The sequence below is a fragment of the Kribbella qitaiheensis genome (assembly GCF_014217565.1).
Taxonomy (GTDB): Bacteria; Actinomycetota; Actinomycetes; order Propionibacteriales; family Kribbellaceae; genus Kribbella; species Kribbella qitaiheensis_A.
Genome location: NZ_CP043661.1, coordinates 1970234 through 1992861 on the forward strand (window position 1 = coordinate 1970234; position 22628 = coordinate 1992861).

20 protein-coding genes and 1 pseudogene are annotated in these 22628 nt (G+C 67.4%); 9 read left to right on the top strand and 12 right to left on the bottom strand.

Annotated features, from left to right (window positions below; all coding sequences use genetic code 11):
* The first annotated feature begins 20 nt into the window (after nucleotides 1-20).
* Nucleotides 21-611, top strand: coding sequence for a DUF5317 domain-containing protein (locus F1D05_RS08945; RefSeq protein ID WP_246486543.1), 591 nt, complete (start codon nucleotides 21-23; stop codon nucleotides 609-611).
* Here the strand turns inward: F1D05_RS08945 and F1D05_RS08950 are convergent.
* Complete coding sequence (locus tag F1D05_RS08950; RefSeq protein WP_246486544.1) at nucleotides 573-1850, bottom strand: HD-GYP domain-containing protein; 1278 nt, start codon at nucleotides 1848-1850, stop codon at nucleotides 573-575. The genes F1D05_RS08945 and F1D05_RS08950 overlap by 39 nt on opposite strands.
* Complete coding sequence (locus F1D05_RS08955) at nucleotides 1850-3199, bottom strand: HD-GYP domain-containing protein (RefSeq protein ID WP_185446821.1); 1350 nt, start codon at nucleotides 3197-3199, stop codon at nucleotides 1850-1852. The genes F1D05_RS08950 and F1D05_RS08955 overlap by 1 nt, the downstream gene beginning before the upstream one ends.
* A 269-nt stretch (nucleotides 3200-3468) precedes the next feature.
* Here F1D05_RS08955 and F1D05_RS42885 point away from each other — a divergent pair, with 269 nt between their 5' ends.
* The 4 genes and pseudogenes from F1D05_RS42885 to F1D05_RS39940 form a co-directional block, all read left to right on the top strand.
* Complete coding sequence (locus tag F1D05_RS42885; protein WP_370452229.1) at nucleotides 3469-3543, top strand: 50S ribosomal protein bL37; 75 nt, start codon at nucleotides 3469-3471, stop codon at nucleotides 3541-3543.
* Nucleotides 3544-3858: 315 nt separating this feature from the next.
* Nucleotides 3859-4617, top strand: coding sequence for a helix-turn-helix domain-containing protein (locus F1D05_RS39930; RefSeq protein WP_246486545.1), 759 nt, complete (start codon nucleotides 3859-3861; stop codon nucleotides 4615-4617).
* Nucleotides 4618-4815: 198 nt separating this feature from the next.
* Entirely contained in the window at nucleotides 4816-5097 is a 282-nt protein-coding gene (locus F1D05_RS39935) for a hypothetical protein (RefSeq protein WP_246486546.1), read from the top strand.
* 8 nt (nucleotides 5098-5105) lie between these two features.
* Nucleotides 5106-5666, top strand: a pseudogene (locus F1D05_RS39940) (XRE family transcriptional regulator); the annotation flags it as partial.
* Nucleotides 5667-5795: 129 nt separating this feature from the next.
* Here the strand turns inward: F1D05_RS39940 and F1D05_RS39945 are convergent.
* Nucleotides 5796-6356, bottom strand: coding sequence for a hypothetical protein (locus tag F1D05_RS39945; protein ID WP_246486989.1), 561 nt, complete (start codon nucleotides 6354-6356; stop codon nucleotides 5796-5798).
* A gap of 204 nt (nucleotides 6357-6560) precedes the next feature.
* Here F1D05_RS39945 and F1D05_RS08965 point away from each other — a divergent pair, with 204 nt between their 5' ends.
* Complete coding sequence (locus F1D05_RS08965; protein ID WP_185446822.1) at nucleotides 6561-8978, top strand: helix-turn-helix domain-containing protein; 2418 nt, start codon at nucleotides 6561-6563, stop codon at nucleotides 8976-8978.
* On the opposite strand, the gene rsrA is transcribed toward F1D05_RS08965, so the two are convergent.
* The 5 genes from rsrA to F1D05_RS08990 form a co-directional block, all read right to left on the bottom strand.
* The gene (gene rsrA / locus F1D05_RS08970; protein WP_185446823.1) at nucleotides 8975-9247 is read right to left on the bottom strand and encodes a mycothiol system anti-sigma-R factor; all 273 of its coding nucleotides are present in this window, start codon (nucleotides 9245-9247) and stop codon (nucleotides 8975-8977) included. The genes F1D05_RS08965 and rsrA overlap by 4 nt on opposite strands.
* Nucleotides 9244-9864, bottom strand: coding sequence for a sigma-70 family RNA polymerase sigma factor (locus F1D05_RS08975; protein ID WP_185446824.1), 621 nt, complete (start codon nucleotides 9862-9864; stop codon nucleotides 9244-9246). The genes rsrA and F1D05_RS08975 overlap by 4 nt, the downstream gene beginning before the upstream one ends.
* Before the next feature lie 116 nt (nucleotides 9865-9980).
* Nucleotides 9981-10613, bottom strand: coding sequence for an alpha/beta hydrolase family protein (locus F1D05_RS08980; protein WP_185446825.1), 633 nt, complete (start codon nucleotides 10611-10613; stop codon nucleotides 9981-9983).
* A gap of 50 nt (nucleotides 10614-10663) precedes the next feature.
* Complete coding sequence (locus F1D05_RS08985) at nucleotides 10664-11464, bottom strand: SOS response-associated peptidase (protein ID WP_185446826.1); 801 nt, start codon at nucleotides 11462-11464, stop codon at nucleotides 10664-10666.
* Between the two features lie 146 nt (nucleotides 11465-11610).
* Complete coding sequence (locus F1D05_RS08990) at nucleotides 11611-12426, bottom strand: hypothetical protein (protein WP_185446827.1); 816 nt, start codon at nucleotides 12424-12426, stop codon at nucleotides 11611-11613.
* A gap of 230 nt (nucleotides 12427-12656) precedes the next feature.
* On the opposite strand from F1D05_RS08990, the gene F1D05_RS08995 reads away from it, so the two are divergent.
* Nucleotides 12657-14972 carry a sigma-70 family RNA polymerase sigma factor gene (locus tag F1D05_RS08995; RefSeq protein ID WP_185446828.1) on the top strand — a complete coding sequence of 772 codons (2316 nt, stop codon included), beginning with the start codon at nucleotides 12657-12659 and terminating at the stop codon, nucleotides 14970-14972.
* Between the two features lie 190 nt (nucleotides 14973-15162).
* Entirely contained in the window at nucleotides 15163-16452 is a 1290-nt protein-coding gene (gene aspS, locus F1D05_RS09000; protein WP_185446829.1) for an aspartate--tRNA(Asn) ligase, read from the top strand.
* Between the two features lie 68 nt (nucleotides 16453-16520).
* Here the strand turns inward: aspS and F1D05_RS09005 are convergent, their stop codons facing one another.
* The 4 genes from F1D05_RS09005 to F1D05_RS09020 form a co-directional block, all read right to left on the bottom strand.
* Nucleotides 16521-18287, bottom strand: coding sequence for a beta strand repeat-containing protein (locus F1D05_RS09005; RefSeq protein ID WP_185446830.1), 1767 nt, complete (start codon nucleotides 18285-18287; stop codon nucleotides 16521-16523).
* A complete protein-coding gene (locus F1D05_RS09010) occupies nucleotides 18287-19381 on the bottom strand; it encodes a hypothetical protein (RefSeq protein WP_185446831.1) in 1095 nt (364 codons plus the stop codon). The genes F1D05_RS09005 and F1D05_RS09010 overlap by 1 nt, the downstream gene beginning before the upstream one ends.
* A gap of 3 nt (nucleotides 19382-19384) precedes the next feature.
* The gene (locus F1D05_RS09015) at nucleotides 19385-20524 is read right to left on the bottom strand and encodes a hypothetical protein (RefSeq protein ID WP_185446832.1); all 1140 of its coding nucleotides are present in this window, start codon (nucleotides 20522-20524) and stop codon (nucleotides 19385-19387) included.
* Nucleotides 20525-20624: 100 nt separating this feature from the next.
* Nucleotides 20625-21062, bottom strand: a complete 438-nt coding sequence (locus F1D05_RS09020; protein ID WP_185446833.1) for a hypothetical protein — start codon at nucleotides 21060-21062, stop codon at nucleotides 20625-20627.
* Nucleotides 21063-21334: 272 nt separating this feature from the next.
* Here F1D05_RS09020 and F1D05_RS09025 point away from each other — a divergent pair, with 272 nt between their 5' ends.
* Complete coding sequence (locus F1D05_RS09025) at nucleotides 21335-22594, top strand: ArgE/DapE family deacylase (protein WP_185446834.1); 1260 nt, start codon at nucleotides 21335-21337, stop codon at nucleotides 22592-22594.
* Nucleotides 22595-22628 lie beyond the last annotated feature (34 nt).

The following is a 22628-nucleotide window of genomic DNA, read 5'->3' on the forward strand; positions in this document are numbered from 1 at the left end:
TGGCGGGCAGAATCGCGAGGGTGTTACTGGTTCTGCTCGTCATGGTGCTGGCCGCGGGGGCGGCCCGGCTGACGGGTGGTCGCTTCAGTCACCTGGCCGACGACACCCTGGCAGGGCTGCACTGGCTGGCGGCCGCCTGCATCGGCCAGGTCCTGGGTGCCCTGGCCGGCGGGATCGCCTACCCGGTCGGTCTGATCGGCTCGGCCGCCTGCATCGCTGCGTTCCTCCGGCTCAACCTGTTCCGGCCGGGAGTGGCACTGCTCGCCCTCGGCTTCTTCGGCAACGCTTTGGTGGTCGCTCTGAACGGAGCGATGCCGGTATCCGCCACAGCCCTCCTACGGGCCGGACTCGACCGGTTCGTGGCCGACCCACGCCATGAGCTTGCCGCCGCCTCTACGGTGCTCCCCTGGCTCGGAGACGTCGTACCGGTCGCTCTGCCTGGCCTGGGTCAGGCAGTGAGCCCTGGCGACGTACTGATCGCCGCAGGCGCCGGCCTGCTCCTGTATGCAGGAATGGGCGCCACCGGCCGGGTCCCGGCTGTCGCAGCGCCTTCGTGGGCGGAGCTGGACAACCTAGAAACGAAAGCCGCGCCCGACCACCCGGCGCAGTGACTCCACCACGACCGGGTCGTACTCCGCTCCGATGCCCAGTCCGATGCTCTCCATCGCCTTGTCCGGACTCTGCCCGGTCCCCTCCCCCACCAACTGCTCGTAGGCCAGCGCCACGTTGACGATCCCGCTCTCCAACGGGATGTCGGGATTGCTCGCCCGGCCCTGCCGGTACGAATCGTTGGAATGCCGCACGATCTCCGCGACCCGGTCCAGTACGCCGGACCGCTCGATCACCGAAGCACCGATCTCGGCCGCCCGCTGCCGCTCCTCGCGGGTCCGCAACAGCGACGCCCCACCGGGACTGGGATCCGCCAACGCCAACTGCCCCACCCCCGACAGCAACGCGGCGTACTCCAAGGCCTCCATCCGGGCCGGCGTCAGCCCCAGATCGTTCCCCATCGCCACCGCCAGACTCGCAGTCCTGGCGTTCTGCCCAGGACTGCTGAGCCCGGCGATCTCGGTACTTCGGGCCATCGATCGCACGGTAGTCCGGTAGGTCCGCTGGGCCGACGCGTAACGGCGGAAGGCGAACTGCGTCAGCAACAGCGGAACGATGACCAACGGCGGCGCCCAGAGCCCGAGAACCGAGGTCCCCGCCGCAAGAAGGACGCCTCCGATCGCCATCGCCATCCCGATTCTGGCCACGACGACGAGCTCGTCGCGCAGGGAGGCAGGGAACGGCCGGTTGAGGCGTTCCGTCGCCTGCCCAGCGCCTACCAGGGCGTCCACCGCGGCTGCAGTGGACACACCGAGGAGCATTGCGAGGGCCAGCGGCAGAGCGTGCCGCCAGGATCCGTTCCAGGACAGGTTCGACGGGGTGACAGCTGCGAAGACGGTCGCCGCGCAGGCGACCGAGATGACCCGCCGACAGCAGACGACGACATCCCACGGAAGTCCTGCGACTGCTCGCGGCAGGATGCCGGCCAGGGTCGCGACAGCGGTCACCGCGATCACCTGGGCGACATCTGGCGGCACCGTCAACGAGGGTCCGCGGAGCATCGCATAGCCGAGCGCGGCGCTGGTCGCGATCGGTGCCCGGTTGCGACTTCGGTCGACCCGGAACTGGACCATCTCGCCGATCGCGACCAGCGCCCCGAAGGTCACCGCGAACGGCCATTCGGACAGCCCCCGGCCAACCGTCAGCAGCAGCGCGGCCAGCCCGAGGCAGCCGCCTGCGACGACGATCACCACCCCGCTGCCCAGGCCACGCAGCTCCAGGGTCTCATCCTTCCTCGGCATCAGAGCGGACCGGCGGCGGACCCGGTCGCGCCACCACCACTTCCCAGGCTGAGGTCGTCATGGTCGATGTTCGCCTCGACGGTCTCGTCCGGAGCCGGTTGCTCGGCGGCGGTCGCCTTCCAGCCTTGCGTCCTGATCACCTGCACGAACTCGTCCACCAGGGTCGGATCGAAGTGGGTGTTGCGGTCCTGGACCAAAATGGCCAAGGTCTCCTCCACGCTGCGGGCGGGCCGGTACGACCGGGTGGACGTCAGGCAGTCGAACGCGTCGACGATACCGATGATGCGAGCGAAGTACGGGATCTTGCGGCCGCTCAACCCGGCCGGGTAGCCGGTGCCGTCGAACTTCTCGTGGTGATGCAGCACAGCCGACTTGACCTCTTCGAGGAACGGGATGTTGCCGATCAGCTCCACACCCCGGGCCGGGTGCAACCGGATCGCGTCCATCTCGGTGTCGTCCAGCCGGCCGGGCTTGCGGATGATGCTGGTCGGTACGCCGACCTTGCCGACGTCGTGCAGCAGCCCCGCATGCTCGAGAGCACTCTGCCGGTCCGCGCTCAACCGCAGGTGCTTGCCCAGCATGCCGACACCTTCACTGACCCGCTCGGAGTGTCCACGCGTGTAGAGGTCCTTGGCCTCGATCACCTGGATGAAGGCGCGCATCGTCGCGGCCTGAGCGGTCTTCTCGACCTCGTACTGCGAAAGTGCCCAACGGGCCACCAGCAGCGGCACCAGCACGAGCAGACCCGCCAGCGGGCCGAGGCCGCCGAGCCAGACCACGGCCAGCAGCAGGCCGAGGAAGCCGTAGCCGGCCATCGGCAGGAAGGTGGGGATGACGACCTGGCGGAGGAACTCCAGCGGGCTGGCCTTGTTGTCCAGCCAGATCACCAGGCAGACCAGGCCGGCGTTGGCCAGGTGCTGGGCCACGGTCGCGAGAACGGCGGCCCAGATGGCTTTCGGCGCATGATCGAGTACGTTGTGGCCGGTAGGTCCACCGGCCAGTGCGTAGGCGGCGCCGCCGGCGCCGACGGCGAGGATCCGTTGCGCACCGTTGAAGATGCGCCGGATCAGAGGCATCTTGCGCCGGATCTGGGGCAGATAGCCGATAGCTGCTGCGACTACGGCGGCCCAGGGGCCGGCCATGACATAGACAGTGACGATGACGACGGAGTCGAGCGATGCGAGATATGCGGCTCCCACCGAGAACCGCAACATGCCACCGATGAGCATGAGCAGACACAGCGCAGCGACCGTCGGATAGTCGGACAAGCGGATGATCGAGACCGCCAGGACGACAATCGCCAAGGCGGTGATGGACGTGACAAGGAGACTCAGGACGCGAGCTCTCACGACATCACCCGATTCATACGCCAAGTATGATCACCAGTCCCAGAACTTCGCCATGAGTCAACACCTCCGATCAGCGGTCGCGGTCTTGTGTGAGCCGCGGGCGGCGCACACAGGGGGCAGACAGCACATCGCTGACTAGACATAATTTTGCTCATCAGGACTGCGTCGAAACACTGTAAGCCAGACCGTGACTCGCCACACCGTGGTCATGACGCCGTTGTGGTATGAGAGACTGTGACTCTTTGCAGTTGTTACAAGGAGGCTTTCTTATGGGCAAGACCGGACGCAAGCGCCGTGGACGCAAGAAGAAGGGCGCTAACCACGGTAAGCGCCCGAACGCCTGACTCAGGCGGCTACGCACAGCGAGGACCCCGGTGAAAACCGGGGTCTTTGCAATTTGGTCACATGTCACAACAAGACCACTGACCCCGGAGGTTTGTATCCGGAGCGTCCACGAACGGACACTGAGTGCTATTTTCAAACAGTGGTTTAACAATTGCCGTCGAATCGCGACAGAAGACACGTAAGTGCCGCCGTCACCAAAGTGCCGCAATCGCGCGACCCTGAGGTCCTGGCCGGATTCGGCGTCCCCGGCCGCTACGGGGCCTGTGGACAACTGAAGCGGGGCCGGCGCGAAAGCTCCTAGAGTTGGGGCCAGGATGAGGCGTCTCGTCTGTCGGGGATGGTGCTGGGGCGGGAGGTGGGTCGGGCTGACCGAAGATGACCAGGGAGCACTCCTGCGCAAGCACCGGACGGGCGCCGGTCTGACCCAGGCTGCCCCGGCCGAGAAGGCCGGCCTCAGCGAGCAGGCAGTCAGCATGCTCGAGCGCGGAACCCAGCGGCGTCCCCGGATCGAGACGATCCACGCACTCGGCGCGGCGCTCGGCCTGAACGATTCGGCTGTCGAGATCCTCGCGCTGGCAGCACGGGGACCGAAGCGCACGCAGCCCGCGGCCGCGAGTACCCCACCCACCGATCGCAGCGCCGCTGTCCCCCGGCAGCTACCGCCCACCCTGTCGGACTTCACCGGCCGGAGGCTGACCGGCAACCTGCCTCTCGCGGTGCGGCTGATCGGCGCACGGCTGGCGGCCCGCCCGTCCTGGCCTGTCGAGTACGTCGTCGAGCAACTCGAGGACGAACACCGCCGGCTGGACGAGCTCGGCACTGGCGATTCCGGTGTCCGCGCCAACATCGCCGGCTCGGTCGAATTCCTCGCCACCAGCAACGACAAGCTTGACCAGCAAGCAGCCGCCGCCCTCGACCTGCTCGGCCTGCCGAACACCTCGGACCTGATCACCCTGACCGCGGCCCACCTACTCGGCGACACAGTCGAGCACACCGAGCAGATGCTCGAACGCCTGGTCGACCTCAACTTGCTCGAGTTCATCGGCCCCGGCCGCTACCGCTTTCATGACTAGATCCTGGCCTACGCGCGCGAGCGCAGTCACCAGATCCTCTCCGAAGGCACCCGCACCGACGCCCTCACCCGCCTCCTCCGGCTATACACCGGGATCGCCTGGAACTGTCAGCAACTCACCCATCCGCAAAACCACCGGCTGGCTCTGGCCAGTTCATTCCGCGCTTCGTCGCCCGATTTCCCCGACGCCCGGACAGCCTTGAACTGGATCGACCGCGAACTACCCAACTTCATCGAACTTTTCCGGCGGGCAAACAGTACGGCTGCGCTACGCAACCTCGTTCCGGAGCTCGCGCTGGCACTCTTCGGCTACTACGAATCGAGAAATCGCTGGTCCGAGATGCGCGCCGCCGATCTGATCGGCCGGGAGATCGCCGGCAAGCTCGGATACGCCCGCCTGGCCGCGTGGCTGGAACACGATCTGGCCATTCCGGCGGTGGAACACGGCAGCTTCGAACTGGCCCGCCGCACATGCTGGTAAGCCTCGAAATGTTCCGTTCGACCTCGGACCTCCCTGGCGAAGGACGCTGCCTGTCGTCGCTGAGCTACGTTCACGCCTTGATGGGCCGACTGGACGAAGCGCTCAGCTGGGCCGAACAATCGCTGACCCACAGCCGCCAGATCGGTGACGAACTCCTCGAAGGGCTGAGTCATCTCGCGCTGAGCAAGTCGCACGCGCTCCGGAAAGACCCCGAACTGGCCGAGCAGTCCTTTGATCTGAGCATTGCGCTGGCCGAACGATCCGGCAATCTCCGGTCCCTCGCCAAGCGCCATCTGACCGCCGGCCAGTCTTACCTGTCGACCGGGCGCAACGACCTGGCCAGTGCGGCGATCCTCACCAGTCCGGCGATCTTCCAGGAGATCGGCGACGGGAACGCACAAGCCGAGGGCCATCAGTTCATGACGACCAGCTACCTCAACGCCGGACGCTACAACGACGCCGTGGCCCAAGCCGAAACAGGCCTCCGCCTGGCCCGTGTCTACACGGCGCGACAACGCGAAGGCCTGATCCTCATCGGACTCGGGCGGATCCACGCCGCACAGGGCGACCTTCCCGCGGCCCAGACCTTCTGGCGCCAGGCAGCAACCCTCCTGCACCCCATCTCCCCCCCACGACGAAGTCGCCGCCCTACAACTCCTCACCGACCACCCGGGCGCTGGCTGAGGAGTAGCGTCTCGTCACTTCGCTCCCGCCGGCGCATTTTCCAGCCGGAAGACCGCCGGAAGAACCTGCGTGAAGGTCCTGCCGTCCTGCTGGTAGCCGATTGCCACGCCGCTGGATTCCAGCGGTCTCTGATCAGTGGTCACGCGGAAATGCAGATAGATCACATCGTCCATCAGCTGCCCCGCATCCAGCTTGTATCCGGCCACCGGCTGAGAGGTCCTACTCGCCAGTTCGGCGCCGACAGAGTTCTCCTGTCCCCCGCCAGTCAGTGGCACCCCGGCCGGGAAATCTGCTCGCTTGTAGACCTTGGCATCCACATAGTCGAGGCCCGGCGATGACTTTTCTGCGCCGACTGTTCGCAGTGTCAATTGATCGTCCGAACAGTTGTTCGGCGCGGGGGCGATATAGAAAACATCATCCCCTTTGCGGATGTGGCTCATACCGATGGTCGCGTACGCCCCTCCGGCCCCGAAGGCTTCCCCGTTGCGGACTCCGGCCGTGTGCGTGCGATCCCACCCGACCCAGCCCCCGCCACCAACCGCGACGACGAGGATGAGCAGCAGCCTCTTGGTCACCAAGGTGTCCCGCCTCACGGTCCGGGCTTCATTGACTTGATCAACTCTGGCAGACAGTTAACGCAGTGAACACATACAACTACCCACACAATCCTTCAAAACTGTAGGGGTCTGTGGACAACTGGAGCGGGGGCGGTGTGGAAGCTCCTAGAGTTGGGGCCGGACGAGGGGTTTCATCTGGGCCAGGGACGGGGGGTGGGTCGGTTGGGTGACGAGGAGCTGGGCGCGTTGTTGCGCAAGCACCGCACCAGCGCCGGCCTGACCCAGGCCGCTCTGGCGGAGAAGGCCGGCCTCAGCGAGCAGGCGGTCAGCTTGCTGGAGCGTGGGACCCGGCGGCGGCCTCGGATCGAGACGATCCATGCACTCGGCGCAGCGCTCGGTCTGGACGACAAGTCTGTCGAGGCGCTGGCACTCGCCGCAAAGAGCGCCCGGCGAACGCAACCCGCGCTGAGCGAGTTGCCTACTGCTCCGGTGGCCGAAGTGCCCAGGCAGCTACCGCCGACCTTGTCGGACTTCACCGGACGGGAGGCCCAGCTGGAGCTGCTGCTGCAGACCCTGACCAGGGCAGACGGCGCGCCTGGCACAGTGCGGATGGTTGCCGTCACCGGGATGGGCGGCGTCGGCAAGACCGCGCTGGCGATCCACGCGGCCCACCTGACCGCCGACAAGTTCCCCGACGGTCACCTCTACCTGGACCTGCGCGGCTACGGCCCGGGCGATGTGATCAGCCCATTGGAGGCCCTGGGTCAGCTGCTGCGATCCCTCGACGTCGATGACCGGACGATCCCTGAGGGCGTAAACGAAGCAGCGGCGCTCTATCGCTCCCGGTTGGCCGAGTTGCGGATGCTGATCGTGCTCGACAACGCCAACAGCGCAGGGCAAGTGACCCCCTTGCTCCCGGGTGCACCCGGCTCGGCTGTCATCGTCACCAGTCGGCGGGCCCTCACCACTCTGCCCGGTTTCCGCCAGGTCAATCTGGCCCCACTGCCCGAGGCCGAGTCCGTCCGGTTGCTGACCAGAATCGCGGCCGGTTCGCAGGTCTCACCACAGAGCGCCGCCACCAGGTCGATCGCGCGGCTGACGGGCCACCTGCCCCTCGCCGTACGGCTGATCGGTGCGCGGCTGGCCGCGCGGCCGTCCTGGCCTGTCGAGTACGTCGTCGAGCAACTCGAGGACGAGCACCGCAGGCTGGACGAGCTCGGGACCGGTGAGTCCGGCGTCCGGGCCAACATCGCCGGCTCTGTCGAGTTCCTTGCCAACAGCAACGACAAGCTCGACCAGGAGGCGGCCGCCGCACTCGACCTGCTCGGGCTGCCGAACGCCTCCGAGCTGATCACGGTCACCGCGGCCCACCTGCTCGGCGACACGGTCGGGCATGCCGAGCAGATGCTGGAGCGGCTCGTCGACCTGAACCTGCTGGGCTCCATCGGTCCCGGCCGCTACCGCTTCCACGACCTGATCCTGGCCTACGCCCGCGAACGCAGTCACCAGGTGCTGTCGGAAGGCCTCCGGACCGATGCGCTGACTCGCCTTCTGCAGCTCTACACCGGAATAGCCTGGCGCTGCCAACAGCTGACCCACCCCGGGAACCACCGGCTGGAGCTGGCCAGCCCACTGCCCCGATCGCTGCCCGAGCTTGCCGACACCCGGGCGGCCCTGGCCTGGCTGGACCAAGAACGCTTCAACCTGGACGAGGCCTTCAACCAGGCCAGCCGATCGCCCACGCTGCGAAGCCTGATTCCCGAGCTGGGACTTGCCCTGTTCGGGTACTACGAGACGCGGGACCGCTGGTCGGAGATGCGCACCTGCGACGCGGTCGCCCGTGAGCTCGCGGGCGAGTTCGGCTTCGACCGGCTCGCCGCCTGGCTGGAACACGATCTTGCCATCCCCGACATCGAGCAGGTCGACCTCGAACCGGGGCGCGTGCACATGCTCCGCAGTCTGGAGATGTTCCAGGCGCTCGGCGACCTGGCCGGACAGGCCCGCTGCTGCACGTCCCTCAGCTTCGTCCACGCGCTGCTGAACGAGCCGGACGAGGCGCTGCGATGGGCCCAGGAAGGGCTTGCGCTCAGCCAGCAGATCGGCGACGAGTCCCTGGAGGGAATCAGCCACCTCGCCCTCGGCCGGGGGTACGCATTGCGGGGTGAGCTCGACGAGGCCCAGCACTCCTGGGCCGTCAGCATCGACCTGGCGCGAGCGTCCGGCAATCTCCGGTCCCTGGGCAAGCGGCACCAGACCGCCGGCACGATCTACCTGACCATCGGCGAGTACGAGCGGGCCGTCCAGCCGTTGCTGACCAGCCTCGAGGTCTTCGAGCGCGGCGGGGACCCGACCTCCCAGGCCGAGACCCGCCTACACCTCGCCGCCGTCTACCGGAAGTCCGGCAACCACCCGGAAGCAGTCGTCCAGGCCGAAGCAGGTCTGCAGCTCGCCCGCACCTACACCAACCGCCAGCGCGAAGGTCAGCTCCTGATCGAGCTGGGAAAGATCCAGGCCGCCCAGAACAAGCTCCCCGAAGCCCACACCCTCTGGCACCAGGCCGCAACCCTGCTCGCGGCCATCTCCCCCAACGACGAAGCCGACGCCCGCCGGCTTCTCACCGACAACCCGGTCGGCGATTAGTCAGTCGTAGTTATTTCTACGCGGAGCTCGGTGAGGCGTAGGAGGATCTTGGCGCGCAGGGAGTCGGGGGCGTGCTCGTCGCCGCAGCAACGGCCGACCAGCTTCTTGACGCTGCGTTCCAGGTCGTACTGGTCGAGGCAAGGAGCGCACTCTTCCAGATGCTGGCGGATCTCGTCGGTGCTGGCGTCTTCCAACTCGTTGTCGATGAAGACGTACACACGCTGCAGGATCTCACTGCAGTCCACGTCGTGGTGCTCGCCGCAGCTCACGACTCCTCCTCCGAAGAACTCGTACCGGTCTCGCCGGGGATGAGTCCCCGCTCCCGGGCATAGTCGGCCAGCAACTCACGCAGCTGACGACGACCACGGTGCAGGCGTGACATCACGGTGCCCACCGGCGTACCCATGATGTCGGCGATCTCCTTGTAGGCAAACCCCTCGACATCGGCGAGATAGACAGCCAGCCGGAAGTCCTCCGGGATGCTCTGCAGCGCCGACTTCACGTCGGAGTCGGGCAGGTGCTCCAGAGCGACGGCCTCGGCCGACTTCAAACCACCGGGAGTGTGCGACTCGGCAGCGGTCAGCTGCCAGTCCTCGATCTCCTCGGTCGGCGACTGCGTCGGCTGACGCTGCCGCTTGCGGTATCCGTTGATGAACGTGTTCGTCAGGATCCGGTACAGCCACGCCTTCAGGTTGGTGCCCGGCGTGAACTGGTGGAAAGAGCTGTACGCCTTCGCGAAGGTGTCCTGAACCAGGTCTTCGGCGTCGGACGGATTACGCGTCATCCGCATCGCCGCGGCGTACATCTGGTCGAGGAAAGGCAGCGCCTCGCGCTCGAAGCGCTCGGTCCGCTGCTCGGGTGTCTCTGTGGTCGTGGGAGTCGGCATCGTGATCGAGAATACCGGTGTCTTCCCAGTCTTCTGCGCGGGAGCCAGGCTCGTTGCCATCATGTTCGTCACAACGCCGCCGCCGGGCGGCCCATTCCCGGCCTCCCGGACGGCTTTCAGCCGGTCACTTCGCGGGTCACCCATTCGAACACAGCTTCGACCAGCAGCTCGTAACTCTCCTGCTGGGTCAGCTCGGCCCGCTTCGGGACCTTGAACGAATGGTCCCCGTCCGGCACGACGGCCATCTCGGTCAGCGGCGGGAACTCCTGCGGCGTACCGAACGGGTCCTTCTCCCCCTGCACCACCAGCGTCGGCAGCCGCGAGCCCTGCAATTCGTCGGCCCGCGACTTCTCCGGCTTGCCGGGCGGATGCAGCGGGAACGACAACGCCAGTACGCCGGAGGCTCCCAGGCCGGCCGCCGTCCGGCAGGCCACCCGGGCGCCGGCACTACGGCCGCCGAGCACCAGCGGCGTCCTGATCCGGAGCTGGCCGATGGTCGCGATCCAGGCCTCGTCGAGCACCTTCGGCGCCGGCGCGAGCTTCTTCCCGGCCCGCCGCCACGGCTGTTCGATCAGGAACACGTTCATGTCGAGTTTGGGCAGTCGCGCGGCCAAAGCGGCCAGGTCGCCGGCCTCGATGCCACCACCGGCGCCATGACCGAGCGCGAGCGTCGCCACCGGTCGCCGGGCCCGGTGCGCCACGATCCGGGCCTCACCGTGCGGCGTCGCCACAATCCGTTCGTCGGTCACGGCCCCATCCTGTCAGTTCCGGCCCGTACTACGGCTCGCCGCGCCCCGGGTCAGAACAGGGTGATCTCTTCGGGCTCCTCCGGCTTGTCGATCGGGTCGACTCCGTCGGGTGGCAACGGAACCACCAACTGGGGCCCGTTGTTCTTCACCGAACTGACCGCCCTCGAGACGGCGTACGCCTCCAGTCGGCCGGGCGCGGCCGGGACCAGCAGGTCGCGGAGCTCGTCCGGGTCCGAGCTGAGCGGATCCAGCCAGGCGTCGTACCGCTCGGGCTCGACCAGCAACGGCATCCGGTCGTGGATCCGGCCGAGGTCGTCGGTCGCCGTGGTGGTCAGCACCGTGCAGGTCCACAGCCACGCCTCGTCCTTGTCGGCATCGGCGACGGACTTGTCCCGCCAGATCTCGTAGAGCCCGGCCATCGCCAGCACTCCCCCGTCGGCCGGACGGATGTAGTACGGCTGTTTGACCGGCTTGCCGTTCAGCTTCTGGTCGGTCTCGTACCACTCGTAATAGCCGTCGGCGGGCAGGATGCAGCGCCTGGTCGCGAAGGCCTTCTTGAACGCGGGCTTCTCGGCGACCGTCTCCATCCGGGCGTTGATCAGCCGGCTGCCGATCGAGGTGTCCTTCGCCCAGGACGGCACCAGGCCCCACTTCACCAGGGTGAGCTTGCGGACGACCTCGCCGGGCTGCTCGCGGTTCTTCCGCTCGACCACGGCGATCACCGGGTTGGTCGGGGCCACGTTGTAGTTGTCCGGCAGGTCCTGGACGGACTCCCGGACGTTGCCCGCGTCGATCTCGAACTCGACCACCAGATCGGCCGGATCCCGGCTGGATGCATAACGACCACACATGGAAGTCACCCTAGCCAGCTGGACCGACACAACGCAGTACGGATCGGTGAGGACGGCGGCGACGGATCGCCTACCCCGTGATAGGCGATCCGCCACCGGTTCGATTGCGCCCGGACACCCCCCTGTCGGCGACCGGACGCAAAGTCCTAGGACGGTCTTGCGAGTTCGCCCAGCAGCCGGCCGCCCCATTCGGCCGAGGCGGGCAGGCCTTCTATCCAGAACCGGGCGTGTTGCGGTTCGTCGGTGTCCATCCGCCAGTGCCTGATCAGCGCTCGAGCCGTCTCGACCTGGTCCGGCAGGTTCGGCTCGCGGCCGACGAGCGCCGCCGCGCGGCGTGCGCCGAGACGGCCGAGTACGTCACCGCCGGCGAACACGATCCGCAGGCACTCCGCGACGTCGATGAGGCGGAGCTCGCGGTCCAGCGTCGTGAGGCCGGGCGGGTTGAGCGGTTCGACCACGACCAGTGCATGGGTCGCCGGTACGGATGTGCCACGGAGATCGGCCTCCCGGTAGATCTCGCCGAGGCGGGACCGCAGGTGCGCCAGGCTGGACAGCCCGGTCAGCGGGTCCTCGCACGACAAGGAGTGCAGGTAGATGAGTGACGCCTCGGCCCAACTGGAACTGAGTGCGCGTACCGCCTCGAAAGCAGGCTCGCCCCCGCCGATCGCGTGGTACAGCGCACCCAGCCCATCCAGTGCCTCCAGCAACGAGACCCCGTCCTCCGCCAACCGGCGGCCGACCTCGTCACTGGCAGGCACAACGTCGGCACCGTCCTTCAACGCTTCAGCAATCGCGAGATAGGCGCTGCGGTCGATGCCAGCTGTGCCGTGCGGCTCCCTCCTTCCGCACGGTTGCTCTACGGACGACGCCTCCGGACGGATCCGGGCGGGCGACCCCGCCAGGTTCAGGGGCCGCGGTGGGCGCAACTCGAACCGTCTGCGGAAATCCGCGAACAGCGACATGGCCCTCCTCGGTCCCTTCGTCTCCCGGCCGGTCGGCCGGAGGCGTCGTTCTGGGAGTGAGACAGCACCCGGGCCGGTTCATGACGCGGATTCAGAAAACTTTTTCGCGTAACCTCGCGATAGCCGCCGTCGTCATGAAGGTGCACGGATTCGTCCCTCGTGGGAACCTTGTCTCCGGCAACCAAGTGACAGACCGTGAGGACGTCGTGACAAACCAGGGGGAACGCCAGATGGAAGCGCCGGAAGCGCCCAGTGACGCGGAGCTGATCGCCCGCGTGCGCGCCGGTGATCTCGAGGCGTACGGCGAGCTGTTCGGCCGGCATCACCATGCCGCTGTCCGGATGGCGCGCCAGTTGGTCCCGGCCAACGACGCGGACGACCTGGCCAGCGACGCCTTCGCCAAGGTGCTGGACGCGCTCCGCGGCGGTGGTGGCCCCGACCTCTCCTTCCGGGCGTACCTGCTGACCACGGTCCGCCGGGTGCACGTCGACCGGATCAGGGCCGGCCGCAAGGTCCAGAGCACCGACGACATCGCGGCGTACGAGCGGGATCCGGAGACCTTCGAGGATCCGACCGTCACCGGGTTCGAGTCAGGCGCGGCCGCGAAGGCCTTCGCATCGCTGCCCGAGCGGTGGCAGGCCGTGCTCTGGCACACCGAGGTGGAGGGCGAGAAGCCCGCTGCCATCGCTCCCCTGCTCGGCCTGACCGCGAACGGCGTCTCCGCGCTCGCCTATCGAGCCCGCGAAGGACTTCGGCAGGCCTACCTGCAGCAGCACCTGGCCGACGTGGCCGGCGACCGGTGCCGCTGGACCACGGAGCGGCTCGGCGCGTATGTCCGCGGCGGCCTGACCAAGCGGGAGAACCACAACGTCCGCGAGCACCTGGACGACTGCGCCCAGTGCACCGCGGTCTATCTGGAGCTCGTCGAGATCAACAGCGCGCTACCCGCACTGCTCGCCCCGGCCCTGCTCGGCACCGCCGGCATCGGCTACCTCGCAGCGGCAGGCACGGGCGCCAAGATCGGCCTGGCCGGCTTCTTCGTCACCGGCTGGCGGAAGGTCACCGAGAACAGCACCCGTACGGCGGCGACCGGCGGCGCCGTCGTCGTGGTCGCAGTGGTCGCCGTCATCGCGGCGATGGCACTCACCGGCAAGGACACCCCACCGGCCGCGATCAGCAAGCCGCCGGTGTCCCAGCCGACCCAGCAACCGCCGGTCAACCCGCCGACCGTGAAACCACCGACGGTGAAGCCCCCCACGGTCGAACCGCCGACGGTCCGGCCGACCCAGCCGGAGCCGACCCAGCCCGAGCCGACCGAGCCCGGCACGACGCCTCCACCGGCGACTCCCAAACCCACTCCACCGGAGCCGACGACGCCGATCTTCGACGAAGGGCTGCTGACCATCAGCGCGCCGCCGTCCGGCGGCGGCGTCCCGAGCAGCTACGGGCCGGCGGCGCGCGCCGAAGCGGTGGAGGATGCGGCAGCGGGCAGCCAGTGGCTGATCACCATCAAGGTCCCGGCGAAGAACGCCAAGCCGGTGACCATCGCGGTCAACTTCGGCAAGGCGCTGCGGTGGCCGATCAGCGCCCATGCCGGCTGGAGCTGCACCAAGGCCGCGGACGGCAAGAGCGGCGCCTGCACCGCCACGAACCCGAGCGCCCCGCAACCGCTGCCGATCAGCTTCGCCAACCCGACCGGCGGATCGGCCACGGATCGCACCTTCACCATCTCGGCCAAGTCCGGCCGGCTCTACGACGACGACTCCGAGACGCTGGTGGCGCCGCCGCGCACGGACGAGAACCTCCTGAAGGTCAGCGCCGGCAAGGCGGACCCGGACACCCACTTCCGGATCCTGACCGTTGCCCCCGGCGCCGATCGCGACAAGGTCACCCTGAAGATCTCGTACGGCGCGTCGCTGTCCTGGCCGCTCTCGGCGAGCCCGGCCGGGTGGAAGTGCAGCCAGGCCAACAAGACCTGTGCCGCGCTCAACCCGGCCAAGCCTGCTCCGCTGCCCGCGGCCTTCACCGTGCCCCAGGACAGTTCGACGACGGCCCGGACGTACACGGTGAGCGCGACGGGCCGGCCTGGTCTCCGACACCGATTCGGAAACGCTGGCCCCGATCCAGCTGGACGAGTCGCTGCTCCGGATCGTCACACCGGATCCGCGGCAGGACCCGAACCCGTTCGTCTACAACCGGTTCCTGCAGATTCAGGGCACCACCGGCCGGGTCACGCTGGAGATCTCCTGGGGCCGCAACCTCAGCTTCCTGTCGAACGTGGACCGCGGCTGGATCTGCTCGCGCTCGACCGACATCCGCCGCGCGACCTGCTGGACCGACCACTACAGCAGGCCGTTCAACTCCGAATGGGCTGCCTGGCCGGGCACCGGCGTCGCGAACCAGTTCACCGTGACGGCATCGGCGGGCGGTCGCTACGACACCGACCAAGCGCCGATCCCGCCCGCGTCGAGCCGCCGCTAACTCTTTTGCCCTGGCGGCCCGCTCCCCGTAACCTGGGGTTTGTTCGTGGTGACGGAGACAAGTAACGCCGTTCACCCGTGCCAGAGAGAGTCGCCGGTAGCTGGGAAGGCGACGCACGGGCCGTCGTGAAGACACTCCTGAGCGAATGAAAGGCAAGAGGCCGTCCGACAGGGCGGTGAAGGTGTGGTGGCACCGCGAGATTCCCCTTCGCCCACACCTCCGGGGTTCGAGTAGACCAACGGAGGTGAAACAGCGATGCGCATTCTCAACCACGAGATCCCCTCAGCAGTAGGCCAGACCGTCACGGTGGCCGGCTGGGTGCACCGAAGACGACGGCTCGCAGCCGTCGGGTTCCTGATCCTGCGCGACAGATCGGGCCTCAGCCAGATCGTCGTCAAGGGCCCGGAAGCCCAAGCCCAGCTGGACGAACTGGGCGAAGAAACCGTCGTCCAGGTGACCGGCCTGGTGGCTGCCAATCCGCAGGCACCCGGCGGCGCCGAGATCGTCGACCCGACCATCACACCGCTGACCGAGCCGGCTCAGACGCCGCCGATCGAGCTGTGGCGACCCACTGTCGGCGCGGGGCTTCCTGTCGTCCTGGACAACGCGCCGGTCGCCCTGCGGCATCCGGCGATCCGGGCCGGCTGGGAGATCGCGGCGGCGGCGTTGCACGGGTTCAGGAGCACGCTCGACGGGCTGGAGTTCACCGAGATCCAGACGCCGAAGATCGTCGGTACGGCGACCGAGTCCGGCGCGAACGTCTTCGCGCTCGACTACTTCGGCGGCCCGGCGTACCTGGCCCAGTCGCCGCAGTTCTACAAGCAGACGATGGTCGGCGTGTTCGAACGCGTCTACGAGGTCGGCCCGGTGTTCCGTGCCGAACCGCACGACACGGTCCGGCACCTGGCCGAGTACGTCTCGCTCGACGCCGAGTTCGGCTTCATCGAGAACCATCGCGACGTCCTCGCCGTACTGCGGGAGGTTCTCGCCGGGATGCTCGCCACGGTCGGGACCAGAGCCGCCTCCGCGCTGGAACGGCTCGGCGTCGAACTGCCCGAGATTCCGGCCGAAGTACCGGTGCTGCACTTCAGCGAAGCGCTCAAGCTGGCCGGGGCCGACCCGGACGAGCCGGACCTGTCGCCGGCCGACGAGCGGGCGATCGGCGAGTGGGCGTTGAAGGAACACGGCAGCGCGTTCGTCGCGGTCGAGGGCTATCCGATGGTCAAGCGGCCGTTCTACACCCACTCGCAGCCGTCTGACCCACGCTGGTCCAACTCGTTCGACCTGCTGTTCCGTGGGGTCGAACTGGTCACCGGCGGTCAGCGCCTGCACCGCTACAGCGACTACGCGGCAGCGCTCGAAGCACGCGGCCAATCGGCCGAAGACCCGGCGTACGAGTCGTATCTGCAGGCGTTCAAGCACGGCATGCCACCGCACGGCGGCTTCGCCATCGGCCTCGAACGCTTCGTGGCCCGCCTCACCGGCGCCGAGAACGTCCGCGAGGTCACCTTGTTCCCGCGCGACCTCCACCGCCTCACGCCTTAAGAACTGCAGACCGGCCCTCCTCGGCATCATCCGTCGCCGAGGAGGGCCGGTTGGCAGGCCAGCAGGAACTAGTTGGAGACGGTGACAGGGATGGACTGGCTGGGCTGGCTCACGTTGGTGACGTTGTCCGTCCCCACCACCACGAGACGATATGCACCGTTGGCCGGCTGGGCGTTCCATGTCACGGGGTAGTTCCCCGCCGCTGTGGTCGAGGAGCCGATCGACGTCCAGCTCGCACTAGTGCACGCGCCGGTGTAACCCGTGCAGTAGTAGTACGCGACCGTTTTCACACCGGCTCCGCCGTCGCTGGCCGCATCGGTGAGCGCCGCTCCGTTGCTCACAGCAACGGTCACGTTGAACGGCGCGGATGCCGCAGTCGCGGTAAGCCCAGCAGACGACGCCGTCATAGTGAGCGCCACTGCCGCAGTGTTGATGACAACCCCACTGAAGGTAGCCCGCCCCGAGCTGTTGGTGGTCGCCGAAGCCCCCCCATCAACGACCCCGGAAGACAACGCCAACGTGACACTGACCCCGGACGTGCTCACCGCATTCCCGTTGGAGTCCTGAAGCTGCACCGTGACCGCAGGCGACATAGTCGATCCAGCAAACACAGACGACGGCCCTTGAACAAACACAAGCCTGCTGCCGCCCTGCGGGCTGATCACGATTGCACCACTCGTCGCAGTGGTGAAGCCGGTATGACCGGCCGTCGCGTCCGAGGCCGTCAGCGTGTAACTGCCTGCCGTGTTGAACACGACGCCGCTGAAAGTCGCCACACCTGCTACCGCGGACACGCTGGTGGTTCCCCCGTTGAAGGTGCCCCCGGGCGGTCCACTGGCAATGCTCAACGTAATGATGTCGGTCGATCCGCTTCCGGTTGTGACCGGATCGCCCGAGGCGTCCTCAACGGATACCCGGAAGGTCGGCAATGCTGATCCGGCGGTACCGGCTGCAGGCGGCGCGGTGGTGAAGGCCAACTGTGCCGCCGGCCCCGACGTCACGTTGAACGCCGCGCTGTCGCCCGACGTCAGAGAGGTGCCCGCGGCGTGCAGCCGGTACGACGTCCCGGCCGTGTTGATCTTGCACCCGGAGAAGGTGGACACCCCACCGGATCTCACAGAGGTGCAGCCACTAAGTACTCCTGGCCCGCCAGCACTCGGCGTGCCCGACGTGATGGACAGAGTCACAACTGTGTTGTCGGTGGTCACAGTGTTGCCAAAGGCATCTTGCACAGCCACCTTCGGCTGAGTAGTGAATGCGGTACCGCTGACCGCACCTGCCGGCTGTTGGGTGAACGCGAACTGCGTGGCCGTACCAGCGGCTGTGGTCACTCCTGCGGACGGTGAGACGGCCGTTGTGTCGCTAGACGTGGCAACGCTGAAGGTCGTGTTCGCGTAGGAACCTGGGAGTGGATTGACGATCCCTGTGATCGTGAGACTTGCGGAGGTGGCTTTCGCAAGTGCACATGGATTGCCCGTCAGGACCACCGTGATTGCACCTGAGGAAGATCCGCTCGCCGTCGCCGAGCAGCCAACGAAGGTGGAACCCAGAGTTACGCTCAGGCCGCCCGTGACAGTGAAGGCCGGATCAAACGTGGCGGTGATGGTGCCGCCGGCGGCGAGCGAGCCCTGCCCGTTGCTGGTCGTGAATCCCACGGTCCAGTTAGCTGGTGCCTTAGCTACCAGCGTCGATCCGGTGAAGGTAACACTGCTGACGCTGCCGGCAGCGAAGGCGGAGGTGCCGTTGGTGATGCCGATAGCTATGCCGATCAGGGTTGTGATCAGGGCGGCGATCAGCCAGGTTAGGCGGTGCCTCGGGGTTCTGAAGGCGCTCATCAGGAGTGTCCGTTCACGGTGGGGCGGGTGACGGTTGGTGGGGTGGTGTCTACGGTGATGAGGGTTGCCGGGCTTGGGGCGCTGATGTTGCCGGCGGTGTCGGTCGCTACTGCGATGACCTTGTAGGCACCCTCTGGTGCGAGTGGCGACGGTGTGGTGAAGGCGAAGTTGCTCGCCGCGTTTGAGGAAGAGCCGATTGAGGTTCCGCTGGTGCAGGTTGGTGTCGCAGCAAGGCAGTAGTAGTAGGTGACGGATGCGACGGCTGAGTTGGAGTCCGTGGCCGCGTCGGTGAGGGTTACTGGTTCGTTGTTGACGAAGAGAGGGCTGGTGCCGAAGGTGACGGCAGCGGTCGCAGCCGGCGCGGGTGCTGTTGGCGCTGTTACGTCGTAGGTGACTGTGTTGTCGGTGCTGGTCGACGCGGTGTTTCCTGCGCCTGCTGCGTCGTGCACGGTGTTCGCTGCGATTGACGCGGTCACGGGCCCGCTGCTGGTCAGCCCGCCGACCGCGATGTTGTACGTCGTCCCGCTGCCGGTGACGACGACCGTCGCAGTACCAGGAGCAACTGTGACGTCGGAGCTGCTGAAGTCGGTGACACTGGCGTTGAAGACAGCAGTGAAGTTGATCGGCGCGGTCTTGGTCGGGTCGGCTTGTCCTGCTGCCTGGTTGACGGTGACTGCGGGCCTGGTGTTGTTGACGGTCACGTTGTTGCTCGAAGCGCTCGTGGCCGTCCAGCTGCCTCGTACGGCGATGACTGTGTAGTGGTAGATCCCGTCTGCCACAGCGAGGTCGCCACAAGACGTCGTAGCTGTTGGTTGCGCAGGAGATGTGCCGCAAGCCGCAGCAGACGAGCTGTCGCTGTTGCGAACGCGGATGACGTAGTAGCCGGTCGCCTGACTGGACGCGGTCCAGCTGACGTGGACAGTCCCATTGCCCGGTGTTGCCACAGCGGTGACGTTCGTCGGCGGTGCCAGCGTGCCGGTCATTGCGCTGCCTGCACCGGCGCCGGACGTGGTCCAGAAGGCCAGGGCAACTCCAGTCGCCGTCAGCAGGACGACAGTGGCACCGAGCAGGAGGAGCAAGCGTCTGCGGATCATGGTTCAGCTCCCCTGTCCTGAGCCGGAGTACGCGAGCGTCAGGGTGGCGCCCTTGCAGCCGTCCTGGTTCAGCGCGGTGTTGAGCATGGACACCTTCGGCTGGGCGGAGGTGCTGACACCTAGGCTGGACAGTGATGCACTGCCGTTGCCTGGCACGGTGAGCGGATAAGAGCCGCTGTACTGCGTGACCGCGTAGTCGGCCGTTGTACAGGGCTGGTTGTGAGCGATCGCGTACGCCGTCCGTGTCACCGTCTTCACTGTCACAGTCAGGTTGGTGACGGACAGCGGCTTCTTGTTCGGGTTGGCCAGCGTGAGATCCAGCGGGCGGGAGAGGCCGGGTGCCAGTGCACCCGACAGGTTCCCGGAGATGGTGAACGGATTGCCGGCCTTGGCGAGGACCAAACCGACGCTCGCATAGGCGTACCGCGTGGTCCCGCCCCGGTCCTTGCCGGAGCTCACCAGGTACAGGGTGAAACCGCCGTCGGCCGCCGTAGCGGGTGTGGTGATCTGCAGTGCTGAAGAGTTCCCGGTCGTCGGGTTCGGTGTGAAGGTAGCCGTCGCCCCCGCGGGCAGACCGCCCAGTACTGCGAACGTGACTGAGCCGGGCAAGTTCGTGCGCGCCAACTGCACCGTGAACACAGCTGTGGAGCCTGGCGCCATGGTGACCGAGGCCGGCGTCGCGCTCATTGACAAGGCGCTCGACAGGGGTGCGTTCACTGTCAGACCGGCGACAACCGTGCCGCTCACGTTGCCGCTGGTGCCCCTGACCGTGATCGTGCTCGACGCGATCGGCGTACTCGACGTTGTGCTGATTGTGAGAGTCGTGCTGCCCGTACTACCGGAGGTCAGCGTTACGGAAGACGGGCTGAAGGCCGCCGACGCTCCGCTCGGCAAACCGCTCGCGGTCAGTGTCACCTTGCCGGTGAACCCGCCGGCCGACGTGATCGCCACGGTGTAGGTCGCGGACTTGCCCTGCGTGATGGACTGGCTGGCGGGTGAGATCCCGAGTGTGATGCCCGGCTTGGCCGGCTTGGCGCCGTACGCGACACCCGCGGCTGTGAGTAGCAACAGCAGCCCGGCCAGGAAGAGTTTCGTGGCGGCATTGGCAGACCGAAGGGCGGGAAACACTCGCCTGGGCGACATCTGAACCTCACTCCTTTCGGCTGGTTTGACCTGGAAACACTGCGGCGTTCACGGGCCGGGCGAGCTCCCCCCACCCGGCCCCGAGAACACCCGAGTCTGACTAGTTGCTGCTCAGAGTCAGCGTGATCGTCGCGCTCTTGCAGGCATCCTGGTTGACAGGCGCGTCGGTGAACGTGAGCGTGCCGCCGTTCGCCAGGGCGACACCGCTCGCACCGGCTGCGATGGTCTGGTTCTCGGCCACCGGGGCCACGCTGAACCAGGAAGCGTCACAGGTTCCGGAGGCGGTGACGACCGTGGTGACGGTGCCGACCTGCAGACTGGAAGAGCCGGCGTTGTCCGCTGTGAAGCTGACCGGGGTGCTGCCGCCCGGCGTCAGGCCGTTGGCGAAGGATGCGTGCAGGACGACCGTGCCGTTCGAGGCAGCCGTCGTACCCGAGCCCGTGCCGGAACCAGTGGTGCTCCAGTAGGCGAAGGCTGAGCCGGCGCCGATGACGGCTACTGCGACGCCCGCCAGGATGATCCTCTTCTTGTTCCGCATGATGGTTCTCCTCTCCCCGTGAGGGGATCCGAAGTGCAGGTTCGCTCCGATCCAGGCCGGACCGTCATCACGAAGAGTGACAGCGATCACCGAGGGGTGTTGTCGGCTGATCGGGTGGACTTCGTCCGCCGATCGGGCAGACCGGTTGACAGGCGATCGGTGGTGCCGCAGGCCCGGCAAGGCGCGTGTAGGGTGCAGCCGAGCCCTGGCCTGGCGAGTGCGACTGGCGACTGGTGCTCAGACCGCCGGCCGATGGAGCGGGAGACCGAAAGATGACCTCCGAGATCGAAAAGGCCGTGCTGGCCGCCGTCGACGACCAGCGGATCGTCGACGATCTGCGGACCTTGATCCGCATCCCGAGCGTGGACGGCACCGCGGCCGAGGTCGACGTACAGGCCTGGTGTGCGGAGCGGTTCGAACAACTAGGGCTGACGGTCGACCACTGGGAGATCGACCTCCCGTCGATCACCGCCGACGCCGACTTCCCCGGCATGGAGGTCGAGCGGTCCGAGGCGTGGGGCTGCGTGGGCACGCTGGGCGATGGCGGAACGACGCCGGGTTTGATCCTGAACGGCCACACGGATGTGGTGCCGACCGGCGATCCGAGCCTGTGGCCGGATGGCGATCCGTTCTCGGCGCGCATCTCCGACGGGATCATGTGGGGCCGCGGGACGTGCGACATGAAGGGCGGCCTGGCCGCGATCATCGGAGCCGTCGCCGCGATCGCCGCTGCCGGAATCAGCCTGAAGAAGCCGCTGGCCGTGCACACCGTGGTGGGCGAGGAGGACGGCGGCATCGGCGCGTTCGCGACGTTGAAGCGCGGCCATACCGGCGAGGCCTGCCTGATCGCGGAACCGACCGCGGGCGGGGTGATCCCGGCCAACGCGGGCTCGCTGACGTTCCGGCTGGAGCTCACCGGCCTCGCGACGCACGGCTCGACCCGGACCCGGGGCGTCAGTGCGATCGAGAAGTTCGAGCCGATCCACCATGCGCTGCAGGCGCTGGAGGCCGAGCGCAACCGCGATCCGCATCCCCTGCTGAAGCACCTCGACCTGGCCAACCCGTTGTCGGTCGGCACCATCCAGGCCGGCGACTGGGCCAGCACCGTGCCGGATCTGCTCGTCGCGGAAGGACGGTACGGCGTACGCCTGGGTGAGCCGGTCGCCGAGGCGCGGCAAGCCTTCGAACGAGCCATCGCCGAAGCCTGCGCCAAGGACGCGTGGCTGAGCGATCACCCGGTCCAGGTGAGTTGGCCGGGTGGGATCTTCGCGTCCGGTCTGCTTCCGGAGGGCGATCCGCTGCTCGACGACATCCTGCGCGCGGCTACCGAGGCCGGGGCCGAGGCGCCAGAGGTGAAGGGCGGACCCTACGGTTCGGATCTGCGCCAGTACACCGGCGCAGGCATCCCGACGCTGCAGTACGGGCCCGGAGATGTCCGCTACGCCCACGCTGTCGATGAGCACGTCGCGCTGGCCGAGGTCCTCCACTGCGCCCGTGCTTATGCGCTACTAGCTGTCCGCCGCTGCGCCTGACCAGGTCTGCGGCTGTAGCTGGTAGAAAGTGCCC